Origin of the sequence: Vibrio sp. V43_P6S15P86, assembly GCF_009904725.1 — a bacterium.
In the GTDB taxonomy this organism is placed as follows: domain Bacteria; phylum Pseudomonadota; class Gammaproteobacteria; order Enterobacterales; family Vibrionaceae; genus Vibrio; species Vibrio diabolicus.
Genome location: NZ_WXWT01000051.1, coordinates 1 through 13,253 on the forward strand (window position 1 = coordinate 1; position 13,253 = coordinate 13,253).

9 protein-coding genes are annotated in these 13,253 nt (G+C 46.2%); 8 read left to right on the forward strand and 1 reads right to left on the reverse strand.

Features of this window, described 5'->3' with window-relative positions:
• The first annotated feature begins 303 nt into the window (after positions 1-303).
• The 3 genes from CAG69_RS02420 (at position 304) to CAG69_RS02430 (ending at position 1,793) form a co-directional block, all read left to right on the forward strand.
• The gene (locus CAG69_RS02420; RefSeq protein WP_005397924.1) at positions 304-834 is read left to right on the forward strand and encodes an elongation factor P hydroxylase; all 531 of its coding nucleotides are present in this window, start codon (positions 304-306) and stop codon (positions 832-834) included.
• Between the two features lie 25 nt (positions 835-859).
• Entirely contained in the window at positions 860-1,123 is a 264-nt protein-coding gene (locus tag CAG69_RS02425) for a YfcL family protein (protein ID WP_005397926.1), read from the forward strand.
• A gap of 145 nt (positions 1,124-1,268) precedes the next feature.
• A complete protein-coding gene (locus CAG69_RS02430; protein WP_053808780.1) occupies positions 1,269-1,793 on the forward strand; it encodes an NADPH-dependent FMN reductase in 525 nt (174 codons plus the stop codon).
• Between the two features lie 76 nt (positions 1,794-1,869).
• Here CAG69_RS02430 and mnmC read toward each other — a convergent pair whose 3' ends face one another.
• On the reverse strand, positions 1,870-3,888 hold the full coding sequence (gene mnmC, locus CAG69_RS02435; protein WP_161442565.1) for a bifunctional tRNA (5-methylaminomethyl-2-thiouridine)(34)-methyltransferase MnmD/FAD-dependent 5-carboxymethylaminomethyl-2-thiouridine(34) oxidoreductase MnmC: 2,019 nt from the start codon (positions 3,886-3,888) through the stop codon (positions 1,870-1,872).
• Positions 3,889-4,016: 128 nt separating this feature from the next.
• Here mnmC and fabB point away from each other — a divergent pair, with 128 nt between their 5' ends.
• The 5 genes from fabB to truA all read left to right on the forward strand — a co-directional run bounded on the left by fabB (position 4,017) and on the right by truA (position 13,223).
• Positions 4,017-5,228, forward strand: coding sequence for a beta-ketoacyl-ACP synthase I (gene fabB / locus CAG69_RS02440; protein WP_006741726.1), 1,212 nt, complete (start codon positions 4,017-4,019; stop codon positions 5,226-5,228).
• 341 nt (positions 5,229-5,569) lie between these two features.
• The gene (locus CAG69_RS02445) at positions 5,570-6,703 is read left to right on the forward strand and encodes a 4-phosphoerythronate dehydrogenase (protein WP_046875557.1); all 1,134 of its coding nucleotides are present in this window, start codon (positions 5,570-5,572) and stop codon (positions 6,701-6,703) included.
• Positions 6,700-7,713, forward strand: coding sequence for an aspartate-semialdehyde dehydrogenase (locus CAG69_RS02450; protein ID WP_161442567.1), 1,014 nt, complete (start codon positions 6,700-6,702; stop codon positions 7,711-7,713). Before CAG69_RS02445 ends, CAG69_RS02450 begins: the two co-directional genes overlap by 4 nt.
• A gap of 197 nt (positions 7,714-7,910) precedes the next feature.
• Complete coding sequence (locus CAG69_RS02455; RefSeq protein ID WP_161442569.1) at positions 7,911-12,290, forward strand: FimV/HubP family polar landmark protein; 4,380 nt, start codon at positions 7,911-7,913, stop codon at positions 12,288-12,290.
• Between the two features lie 138 nt (positions 12,291-12,428).
• Positions 12,429-13,223, forward strand: a complete 795-nt coding sequence (truA, locus tag CAG69_RS02460; protein ID WP_047010110.1) for a tRNA pseudouridine(38-40) synthase TruA — start codon at positions 12,429-12,431, stop codon at positions 13,221-13,223.
• Positions 13,224-13,253 lie beyond the last annotated feature (30 nt).

Sequence of the window (13,253 nt, forward strand, 5' to 3'; positions counted from 1 at the left end):
GTTCTACGTGAATCATCGTAGGCGCAGCAACAACACTTACAAAAGGTTTTATCATTCTTAAAAAGTGATTAAAACCAGCAACATGCCTGTAATCAAACCGCTTAAAAAACAGCAGTTTGAGCAGCATCAAAATAAGGCGAGAGTGTAGTAGCAAATGAGTACGCTGACGAATGAGAAATTATATGGAGAAAGCGATGTTCAGATAAATTCAACTAATAACCAAAACTGTGGGAGCATCTTTACCTAATAGATAAAAACAGCGACAATACCCAGCGCATGTCAAACTGAAGTACAAACTCGACGATGACCCACGAATACCAAGACCTTATCACTATTTTTAATGACACCTTTTTAGACCAATTTAATACGAAATTGGAGTTAGGTGGTGATGAGCCTATTTATCTTCCTGCTGATGATGAACATCCTCATCATCGGATTATTTTTGCTCGGGGTTTTTATGCCTCCGCATTACACGAAATCTCGCATTGGTGTGTGGCAGGGCCAGAGCGTCGTTTGCTGGAAGATTTTGGCTATTGGTATGAACCCGATGGGCGCACGGCAGAAGTTCAAGCGGAGTTTGAGAAAGTTGAAGTGCGTCCGCAAGCTTATGAATGGATTCTGGCACAAAGTGCTGGCTTCCCTTTTACGGTGAGTTGTGACAATCTACACGGCGATTTTGAACCAGATAGGCTCGGCTTTATGCAGAAAGTGCATAAAGAAGTGTTGGGTATTTTGGAAGCTGGCTTGCCTTTGCGAGTGAGAATGCTTTCGGATGCTCTGCGTGCGTTTTACCAAACCAAGCCGCTGGAAGCGTCAGACTTTTGCGTTAAATAACCTCAAATAACCTCAGAGATACACCATGATTATTGAATTTGAAGAAAAACTACTGGAACTGATTGATGCTCGAATTGAAACAGCATCTGACGATGAATTGTTTGCTGGTGGTTATCTACGTGGTCACATCTCTTTGTCTGCGGCATCTTGTGAAGAAGAAGGCATTAGCGATATTACTGAACTGAAGTCACGCATTGAGAGCAGTTTGGAAGACGCTCGTACCGAATTAAGCCCAGCTGATCGCGCGATCGTCAGTGACTTGTGGCAAGAACTGCAGGCTCAGGCTTAATCTCCGAACGTCGTTCTCCGTTTATTAGTCCAAGTCATTTACTACTTCGAAAAATTCGAACCTCTCCATAAAATTTTTGTGGTTGTAGCGAAACTGTTCAACTTTTATTCTGGTTAGCATAAAACGTGAACAAAGGATTACAACCATGAAAATTGTCGCATTTGGTGCTTCTACCAGCTCTACCTCAATCAATAAACTACTTGCTACTTACGCAGCAAACCAAGTCGAAGACGCTCAAGTGAACGTTTTAGACTTAAACAATTATCAAGTACCGATGTTTAGCGAAGACAAAGAGAAAGAAATTGGTCAAGCTGAAGGTGCTGTCGCATTTTTACGTGATTTGGCTGAGGCTGACGCTATTGTTGTTTCCTTCGCAGAGCATAACGGTTCATACCCAGCAGCGTATAAAAACCTATTTGATTGGGCGACGCGCATTGAGCGCAACGTATTCCAAAACAAGCCAGTCGTTTACTTAGCAACTTCTCCTGGTCCGGGTGGCGCACAGAGCGTTCTTGCAGCGGCAACAGGTTCCGCGCAATTTTTCGGAGCAGATGTGAAAGCATCGCTATCTGTGCCGAGCTTCTACGAGAACTTTGACGTGGAGTCTGGTGAGGCGGTAAATCCGGAAGTAGCAGAGCAAGTGAAACAAGCAATTGCACAGCTGAAGTAATTTCAACACGAGTGACTTAATGAGTTAGCGATTCCCGACACATACCTGCGTCGGGAATGTAAATGAGAGAATACTCTTACAGCTCGGTAATGGCTTTGCCTTTTCTTAGTTTACGAACCCACATTCGACTTGGATGAAGTTCGGTCAATACATCAACAGGTAATGGCAGCGGGTCTCCACAGATTTGCGAGGCCAACACTTCAGCTAACAATGGTGCAGAGCTCAGCCCACGAGATCCTAAACCTAAGAAGCAGAATAAGTTAGTGAACTGATGAACGGTTTCTACCTCTTCTGCTTTTTGATTTTGTAAGTTGGCGTATTGCGTTTTTATCGTCTCAAAGTCACCCACATTTCCGACAAATGGTAAGTGATCTCGGCTCACGCAGCGAATACCTTGGCGAGATCGATTGCCCCTGATATCTACCTCTTTTGGCCATTCTTGGTTCGGTACGCACTTAACTAACTTTTCTGCGTTATCCTTCTGAGCGTTTTCATCAAATTCGTAGTCTAGGTGACTGCGATCGTAGCTCGCGCCTATGCACAGGTGCTGATTGTTTGGGTTAACAGGCGTCATGTAGCCGTCGTAACACAATACCGTTTTCAATTGACTCAGCGTTTCGGTCGCCGGAGCATGACTGACTTGCCCTTTCACCTGTCCCATCGGCAGGGAAGCGGTTTGGCTCAATGTCTGGAACTCATGGCCATTCGCAATCACAACGGTTGAGTGCTCAAATGTTTGACCATTGACCGCTAGTGTCCAAAGCTGATGCTCTTCATCCCAATTTAATGCTTCAACGTGATGTTCAAACTTCGTTGAGAGTAACGATGTCTGTTCTAATTGTTTGATTAACCCACGCGTTAGCTCGGCAGGGCACAACCACCCTCCCATAGGATAGTGCACAGACGACATCTCGATAGGTAATCCGATAGTATTCGCAGTTTCCTCGGCGGACAGTTTTTGAATCAATTCAGAAGGAAAATTACCCGCAAGCATATTTTCCAGCTTATCAGCAGATTTTTCATCCCACATTAGCTGAGTTACACCACACCAATCGTGATCGAATGTAACCGACTCCGCAGCTTGTTCAATAAATTGTCTTGCAAACAAAAATGCAGGCGCAAACACACGCGAAACACCAGTATGAGGACCGTTCAACAAGGGATACACGGCCCCTTGACGATTACCCGACGCTCCTTCGGCTGGTTGAGTGTCTTTACAGTAAAGCGTGACGTTTTGGCCACGACGAACCAACGTTTTCGCTAACGCCGCGCTGGCAATACCGCCTCCGATTATGGCAATCGAATCAAGATTGCTGGACGCCGTGCGATTGAACCACGGAAGATGGTTCGAGTATTTTTCGCGTTGTTCCATCGAACCTGCGATCATTTCACGCTTGGTGCCAAAGCCTTTGACTTTTTTCATTGCAAAGCCTGCTTCGTTCAATCCTCGACGCACAAAGCCCGCTGCGGTAAAAGTGGCAACGGTACAGTCTTGCTTGGCTAACTTAGCCATGTTGTTGAACAGATTTTGGTTCCACATTTCTGGGTTTTTACTTGGTGCGAATCCATCTAAAAACCAAGCGTCAATCAAACCTTGTTCGTTGTATGGGACTTGTGGCATGCAGTCTTTGATGTCGCCAAACCAAAGGTCGAGCGTGATTGCGCCGTCTTCTAAAATAATGCGATGACATTCTGGCACGGCGGCAGGGTAGTGCTTTTGTAACTTTTCCGCGTACTCAGCTAGCTCAGGCCAAGCTTCATGCGCCTTCTTTAAATCCGCTTGGCTTAGCGGGTATTTTTCAAAGCTAATAAAATGCAGCTCTTTCAATGCTGCGTCTGGATGCTGACGACGAAACTCACTAAACCACTGGCATACTGCTAAGAAGTTTAATCCCGTGCCAAATCCTGTTTCACCAATGACAAAACGTCTTTGGTCAAATTCCTGCCATCTTTCTGGGAGATGATTTTGTTTTAAGAAAACGTAGCGTGTCTCTTCAAGACCGTTTACGTTAGAGAAGTAAACATCATCAAATTGGTCTGAAACCGGAGTACCAGCTTCGTTCCAACCAAGTTCTGCGTTTTTTATTGAAGTCATAATGGTGCAAATTTGTGATTTGGCGCGGTAAGAATGGGGCGATTGTACGAATTTATGGGAAAGCTGACCACTTTTGTTGACTATCTTAGTTATCATCTAGCGGATTTTTGAATTATAGGAATGTCATAATGAAACGAGTCGTAATCACCGGTATGGGTATTGTTTCAAGTATCGGTAACAACGTCGAAGAAGTTCTAGCGTCTCTTAAAGCGGGCAAATCTGGCATCACTGCATCTGAGCAGTTCAAAGAACACGGTCTTCGTTCGCAAGTATGGGGTGACCTAAAAATCAACCCGGCGGAACACATCGACCGTAAGCAGATGCGCTTTATGGGTGATGCGGCTGCTTATGCATACCTATCAATGGAGCAGGCAATCGCAGACGCTGGTCTTACAGAGGATCAGGTTTCAAACGATCGTACCGGTATCGTTGCGGGTTCTGGCGGTGCTTCTGCATACAACCAAACGGTAGCGACAGATACGATGCGCGCAAAAGGCGTAAAACGAGTTGGCCCTTACATGGTTCCTCGTACTATGTCTTCTACGGTTTCCGCTTGTCTTGCTACGCCATTTAAGATTCGTGGTGTGAACTACTCAATGAGCTCTGCATGTGCTACCTCTGCTCACTGTATCGGTCACGCGATGGAGCTTATTCAACTTGGTAAACAAGACATTGTTTTTGCGGGTGGCGGTGAAGAGCTTGATTGGTCTCAAACCATGATGTTTGACGCCATGGGTGCGCTGTCAACGAAATACAACGACACTCCAGACAAAGCATCTCGTACGTATGATGCGGACCGTGATGGTTTCGTTATCTCTGGCGGTGGCGGCATGCTGGTTATCGAAGAACTTGAGCACGCTCTAGCACGTGGCGCGAAAATCTACGGTGAGATCGTAGGTTACGGTGCGACTTCAGATGGCTACGACATGGTAGCACCATCAGGTGAAGGCGCGATCCGTTGTATGAAGATGGCAATGCAAGACGTTGACGGTGTGGATTACATCAACACGCACGGCACGTCGACACCAGTTGGTGACGTGAAAGAGCTTGGTGCGATCCAACAATTGTTTGGTGAGAACAGCCCAGCAATCTCTGCAACAAAAGCAATGACTGGTCACGCACTAGGCGCCGCTGGTGTGCACGAAGCGATTTACTCAACACTTATGCTAGACAAAAACTTCATTGCTCCAAGCATCAATATTGAAAACTTGGACGAAGCAGCTCAAGGTCTGGACATCGTGACAGAAGCACGTGATGCAGAGTTAACAACCGTAATGTCAAACAGCTTTGGCTTTGGCGGCACAAACGCAACTTTGGTTATTAAAAAGTACCAAGGTTAACTGAATTTGTTGGCGCGCCACGTGAGTGAGTACAGCGTCAACAATCCAGTTTCCAGAGCTTGATCAGTCACACTGATCGAACAGACGCAGACTCTATCCCATGGAGAGCGGGATAGGATCCTTTTGTTCTGGAACTTTGCCCGGCTATTTAGCCGGGCTTTTTCTTTTCTCAATTTCTGCTTTTTACGTTGCTTCCCGTTAAACGATTTCTTTGGAGCCAATCTCCTTGAGGTTTATTAGGGTTATTTCTTGAGATTTTTCGGGAAAAGGGCACAATCGTTTTAGTTTCGCATCTTGCGAATAAACGAACTCATACAAATGGATGTTAAAACGCTGGCGCTATGAAAATTATTGTTGATGAAAATATGCCGTACGCTGAAGAGCTATTCAGCCAACTCGGTGAAGTGATTCTAAAACCAGGTCGTACACTGACGGCTGATGATTTAGTGGATGTTGATGCCCTAATGATTCGCTCGGTAACCAAAGTGAATGCCGATCTAATCAGCAAAGCAAACAAGCTAAAGTTTGTTGGTACCGCAACAGCAGGTATGGATCATGTCGACCAAGCGCTTTTAAAAGAGAAAGGTATATTCTTCACCGCTGCGCCGGGTTGTAACAAAGTGGGTGTGGCGGAATACGCGTTCAGCGTGATGATGGTGCTCGCTCAGCAACAAGGCTTCTCGGTATTTGACAAGACGGTAGGTATTATTGGTGCAGGCCAAGTAGGTAGCTACCTAGAGAAATGTTTGAAAGGCATGGGGATTAAAGTTCTCATCAATGACCCATTCAAACAAGAGGCTGGTGATCCTCGTAGCTTTACTCCGTTGACAGAACTGATTGAAAGCTCAGACATCATTACACTACATACGCCAATCACCAAAGATGGCCCATATCCAACTTATCATTTAATTGATGAAACGGTTTTAAACTCGCTTCGTGGTGATCAGATTTTGATTAACGCCGCGCGAGGTCCAATCGTTGATAACGAGGCATTGAAGCAACGTCTTTTGAAAAACGACGGTTTTACCGCAGCGCTTGACGTATTTGAATTTGAACCAGAGGTTGATATGGAGCTTCTGCCTCTGCTAGCATTCGCAACCCCTCACGTTGCAGGCTACGGCTTGGAAGGGAAAGCTCGCGGTACGACGATGATTTTCAACAGCTACTGTGAGTTCTTAAATAACGAATTACGTGCGCATGCCAGCGATTTACTGCCAACCGCGCCTGTTCCTACTATGGTATTGGACAGAGCTTGGGATGAAGCAACACTGCATAACATCACGCAGTTAATCTATGATGTGCGTAGAGATGACGCTCTTTTCCGTCGTGAGATCAGTAAGCCAGGTGCTTTTGACCTGATGCGTAAAAACTACTGGGATCGCCGTGAATACAGCGCTGTCACGCTAGTGGGTAACAAAACATGTAACCTTGCTCCATTAGCAGAACTAGGTTTTCAGATTGAGGTAAGTCAATGAGCCAGCAATATAATGTTGCCATTTTAGGTGCGACCGGTGCGGTCGGTGAAACAATTTTAGAAGTGCTTCAAGAACGTAAATTCCCAGTGGGTGACATTCACTTATTGGCAAGTGAGCGTAGCGAAGGCAAGACTTATCGCTTTAATGGCAAAACGGTTCGTGTACAGAACGTTGAAGAGTTTGATTGGTCTCAAGCTCATATTGCGTTGTTCTCTGCTGGTGGTGAACTATCTGAAAAATGGGCGCCAATCGCGGCAGATGAAGGTGTTATCGTTATCGACAACACTTCACACTTCCGTTACGAGTACGACATTCCTCTTGTTGTGCCAGAAGTAAACCCAGAAGCGATTGCAGAGTTTCGTAACCGTAACATCATCGCGAACCCAAACTGTTCGACCATTCAAATGCTGGTGGCACTAAAACCAATTCAGGATGCAGTGGGTATTGAGCGTATTAACGTATCTACATACCAATCCGTATCTGGTGCGGGTAAAGCGGGCATTGACGAACTAGCAGGTCAAACGGCTAAGCTTCTAAACGGTCTGCCAGCGGATAAGAAGCAATTCTCTCAACAGATTGCGTTTAACTGTATTCCGCAAATCGATCAGATGATGGAAAATGGCTACACCAAAGAAGAAATGAAAATGGTGTGGGAAACACAGAAGATCTTTAACGATCCATCAATCACAGTAAACCCAACGTGTGTGCGTGTGCCCGTATTCTATGGTCATGCTGAAGCGCTTCACATTGAGACTCGCTCTCCAATTGATGCACAAGAAGTCATTAATCTACTTGAGCAAACAGAAGGCATTGAAGTCTTCCACGGTGATGACTTCCCGACACAAGTGCGTGATGCGGGCGGTAAAGATCATGTTATGGTTGGTCGTATCCGCAACGATATCAGCCATCACAGTGGTGTAAACTTGTGGGTTGTGGCGGATAACGTGCGTAAAGGCGCAGCAACTAACGCGGTACAAATCGCTGAAGTCCTGATCCGCGATTACTACTAAGTCACTTACTGTTCATTTCAAAGCCTCGCATTGTGCGAGGCTTTTTTGTACGAACGGAACAAAATAGTGTGAGATTAGTACGAATATGGCGAGAGCCACACATTTTTTATTCTCAACGCTATAGTTTTGCATGTGATATCCGATATATTTAACCGATCACCATTTCAAATTGTATTTAGCACAAAACTGAGCCTTCTATGCGTCAAAATTATAAGCGTTTGTTAGCAGCCCTTGTGTTGATGAGCGCGACTCAGACATCATCAGTGGTTCAAGCCGAAGGAATTCGTCTTGTTGGACCATCTGGTGAAGTGCAATCATCTCCGAGCTATGCTGAAGATATTGAGCGAGCATTACCTGCTCCTCCTGCAAATACTCAGCCGTCACGTTTCTTTGGTCCGACTGGTGAAAATCAAACACTATGGTCGATCGCTTCAGAATTACGACCTTCACGTGGTGTTACCGTTCAACAAACGCTTCTTGCCATTTATCGGATTAACCCTCAAGCGTTTGAGAACCAAAACATTCATGAGTTGATCCCAGGGAGTCGACTACGAGTACCGTCTCTAGAGCAAGTGCAAAGCGCGACTACAGAGCAAGCTGTTGCGATTATGAAGGCGCACGAGGCTAAGTTAAAACAGCCGAAGCCGACAAATAGAGCCACGCCAGCGCAACGCGTCACCGAGCAACCAAAGCCACAAATAAAAGTAGAACCCAAGCCTGTTGCTCCTAAACCAGAAACCACTGTAGCTGCGGAACCAAAACCGGTTCAAAAAACAATACCAGTTGTTCCTGCGCCACCTGTGATCACCTCTCCGCAGGGTGAAAAGCAGGTCAGTGCGTTAAAAGACAAACTTCAAGGCTCACAAAGTGAATTAGAGTCATTGGAAGAGAAGAACCATCGTCTTCGCTTAATGTTGTCAGAAGTGCAAAGCGAAGTTGAAACCTTGAAAAATGAGCTGAATGACGAAGAACGCATTCGCTCGGAAGTCGAGAAACTGCTTGCTGAAGAGCGCCAGCGCCTTGCTGAGCAACAACGCATGCAGCCAAGTACGATTGACAAGATTTTGTCTAATGGTTGGCTTGTCGGCTTAGCGGCGCTTATTCCAGGTGCATTGCTGGCACTGTTGGTTGTGATGTTGCTTGGTCGCCGTTCTAAAAACAAAGAGGAAGAGCCTGCTGAGCAATCGCCGCAGGAAACCGATCCATTAGCTGCGCCAATTGGTTTAGCGGCGACGGACGAGCTGGATGAAGAACTCACACTTGATGATGAGTTGTTCGCAGATGAAGATATTAATACTCAGGCTACACAAGAAGAGAAGCCAGATTTAGAAGAAGACGTCTTTGCCAACCTTGACGATGAAGAACTGGATTTCAACCTAGAAGGGGACGATGACCCATTTGCGGGTATCGGTGATGACGGCGACCTAGATGTTGGTCTGGATGAGTTTGAGTCATCGAACAATGGTATCCAAGTTAACGGCGAAGAAAAAGCGCTTGGTTTAGAAGAGATGGAGCGAGCCTTAGATGAGGTTGCTCCAGAACTAGAAGTGCTCGATGACGATGAGGCTGGCTTCGATCTTTCAGATGATACGAACGAGAAAGCAGACTCGCTTTCAGACGACGCGTTTGCGGAACTACTTGCAGCAGATGAGCCGTCAGAAGAGTTACCAAGTGACACTGTCGATCAGGATATGCTTGATGACTTGTTTGCGGAGCTTGGCAATGACGACTTCGACCTAGATACCGATGAACCTGAACTAAAACAGCCCGTATCGGATGATGATTTCAGCGCAGGAGAGGCATCTGATGACGATATCGATAAGCTATTAGCTCAATACGAGCAGCCTGTTACTGAGTCGACAGAAGTTGAAGGTGACGCCAGCGAAGACGTCGTTCTAGATGAAAACAGTACGGACTTACTCGATGAACTGATCGATTTTGACGAAGATGAAACAGACGACGAGTTTGACCCACTGAATGAGCTAGAAGCACTCTCTGGTTTTGAAGGCGATGACTCGATTGAAGAGTTAGATGCAGATAGCACAGATTTACTAGATGAACTCATTGATGACGTTACATCCGAACTTGATGAAGAGACAGGAACTGAGACTGAGTTAGACCCGTTTGATGATCTGATTCGAGAGGACGAAAGCCCTGTACAGAATAAATCGGAAGAGGAAGAGTTACTCGCTTCACTTGGTTTTGGCGAACCAGACGGCGACGAGAAACCATCTTCAATAGCCGAGTCAGAGCCCGCTCATGAAGAGTCGGAAATTGAGTCTGGTTTGGACATCGACGCTTTATTAAGTGACAGTCAACCAGACCCACAACAAACAGCGCCAGAGCAACCATTAACCGAGCCAGAAACTGATTCAGAGCCATTTAGCAGCGATGAGTTTCTTGGTGATTTAGAGGATCTCTCACCAGAGAACGATCCTTTAATGAGCGAGCTAGACGACTTGTTTGAGTCAGACAGTGAAGAGCTTCAGCCTACAGAGCAAGAAAACGCGGACTTTTCTGCTGAACTGGATGCGCTATTTGATACTGAAGATGATTTAGCGCAACAACAAGTTGAAGAGCCGCAAGCTGAGATAGAGGAATCTTCGCCACAACAAGAGGAGGATGCCAATTCTAAGTCAACGCAAGATGCATCAGTAGAGCCTGATGCTAAAGTGCCGCCTCAAGTTGAGACAGAAGAAGACGCTCCGGCGTTTACTCCGACACCAAATACAGTAGAAAATGAATTTGGTGTTCCACAAGAAGAAGATTGGCTACTGGATGAGCCTGAACTAGAAAGTGAAACTCAACCAGAACAAGAACAAAACTCGGGTAACAAAAGTGAGCCAGAAAGTTCAGAACTAGCATCAGAAACTGATTCGGCCACCAATGCAGAAGAAGAGTTCAATTTTGATGAACTCGAACTACCAGAGTTCAGTGAAGAAGATGCACTGGCATCCATGGCCGACGAACCTGCGTTTGATGACCCAGAGTCTGTCGAGCCTGAGCGCTCTGAAGTTGAGTCGGCGACTGAAGCAGAAGAAGAACTCAATTTTGATGAACTCGAACTGCCAGAGTTCAGTGAAGAAGATGCACTGGCATCCATGGCGGACGAACCTGCGTTTGATGACCCAGAGTCTATCGAGCCTGAGCGCTCTGAAGCTGATTCGGCCACTGAAGCAGAAGAAGAGTTCGATTTCGATGAACTCGAACTACCAGAGTTTAGCGAAGAGGACGCATTGGCGTCTATGGCGGGCGAACCTGCGTTAGATGACCCAGAATCTATCGAGCCTGAGCGCTCTGAAGCTGAGTCGGCGACTGAAGCAGAAGAAGAGTTCGATTTCGATGAACTCGAACTGCCAGAGTTTAGTGAAGAGGATGCATTGGCGTCCATGGCAGGCGAACCTACGTTAGATGAACCAGAATCTATCGAGCCTGAGCGCTCTGAAGCTGAGTCGGCGACTGAAGCAGAAGAAGAGTTCGATTTCGACGAACTCGAACTGCCAGAGTTCAGCGAAGAGGACGCATTGGCGTCCATGGCAGGCGAACCTACGTTAGATGAACCAGAATCTATCGAGCCTGAGCGCTCTGAAGCTGAGTCGGCGACTGAAGCAGAAGAAGAGTTCGATTTCGATGAACTCGAACTGCCAGAATTCAGCGAAGAAGATGCCTTGGCGTCGATGGAAGAAGAGCCAGAATTACCGAGCTCTGAGACTGCAGATATAGAACCAATCTCCGGTGAGGATGAAGAGTTAAGTTTTGACGACCAAGATCTTCCAGAGTTCAATGAGGAAGATGTTCTCGCGTCAATGAACGAGGGTGCGCCAGAGAGCCCTAAGGTTGAAGCAGAGACATCGAGACCAGCTATTCAAGCCGATAACGATCATGATGCTTTGTTTGAAGTCTTTGCGCAGCAAAACGGTTTTGATACTGAACCAGAAGTGCAGCTAACGGCGACAGAGGGTGAGCCGCTAAGTGACTTAGATGATGAATCTTCAATGGCTAACCTTCTTGCTGAAGACGCAAGTTCAGAGGTATTTGAAGGTCAGTTAGACAGTGACACCATCGCAAGCGCAGGTATGGATTTTGAAACCATGCTTGATGTTGGAGATGATTGGGATGGCTTTAAACCAGCTGCCGATAGCGTAAGTTCTGCGGACGAAGTGCCCGAGGACCAGCGTGATGTCTGGAATTCAAGTGATGCACTAAGTCAGCCAGAGATCGCGCAAGAAAACTGGGCAGAGCAAAGCAGCTTGGATGACTTCGACCCGAAGAAAAATCAATTTATGACGATTGATGAATTGATGGCTCAGGTCGATAAAGAAGGTGGTGAGTTCGAAGAGGAAGATCTGAAGCTTGATGTCGGATTGAACGAGTTTCCAGATGTTATCGGTGAGATCGGCGATGTTGACGTAGATAGCAACGCTGAAGCTGCTGGAAAACTGGACCTTGCTAAAATCTATCTCGAGATGAACGATTCTCAAGGGGCGATAAAATTACTAGAAGAGGCGATTGTTTACGGTGAAGATGATATTCGCCGCGAAGCAAAGAGCCTGATTGATGCCATTAATGGCCGATAAATCGAAAAGGGTAGCGTTGGCTACCCTTTTTGTGTCTCGCTAGTATGATGCTACCTCTACGTCATCCTTGTTGAAACTGGCAACTTGAGGTGACTTGAGTATATACTTCCTGCCCCATTTTAGAGTTCGAAGGTTAAGATGAGAATCGCATTAGGTATCGAGTACAACGGTACAAACTACTTTGGTTGGCAGCGCCAAAGAGAAGTGAAAAGTGTCCAAGAAGAGCTAGAGAAAGCATTGTCCGTTGTTGCTAATCACCCAGTTGAAGTGCAGTGTGCTGGTCGGACAGACGCTGGCGTGCATGGCACAGGACAAGTTGTGCACTTTGATACCAACGTTACTCGAAAAATGGTAGCTTGGACTATGGGCGCAAACGCGAACATGCCGAGTGATATAGCGGTTCGCTGGGCTAAGGAAGTCCCAGATGATTTCCATGCACGATTCTCAGCGACAGCGCGCCGTTATCGCTACATTATTTTCAATCATGCTTTACGACCTGGTATCTTAAACTCTGGTGTGAGCCACTATCATGGTGAGCTCGACGAGAAAAAAATGCATGAGGCAGGGCAGTATCTGCTTGGTGAAAATGATTTTACGTCGTTTCGTGCGGCGCATTGTCAGTCTCGTAGCCCATTTCGAAACTTGATGCATCTGAACGTTACGCGCCATGGGAACTATGTGGTTATTGATATTAAAGCTAATGCGTTCGTGCATCATATGGTTCGTAACATCACGGGTAGCTTGATAAAGGTTGGACGTGGTGAAGAGAGCCCTGAATGGATCAAATGGTTGCTAGAGGCTAAAGATCGCAAACTAGCGGGTGCGACAGCGAAAGCGGAAGGTCTGTACCTGGTAGATGTAGACTATCCAGAAGAATTTGGGTTACCTGAAGTGCCGATCGGTCCACTGTTTTTGCCAGATAATTTGAACTAATTTTACAAACTTATTTCAAAATATCGGTAG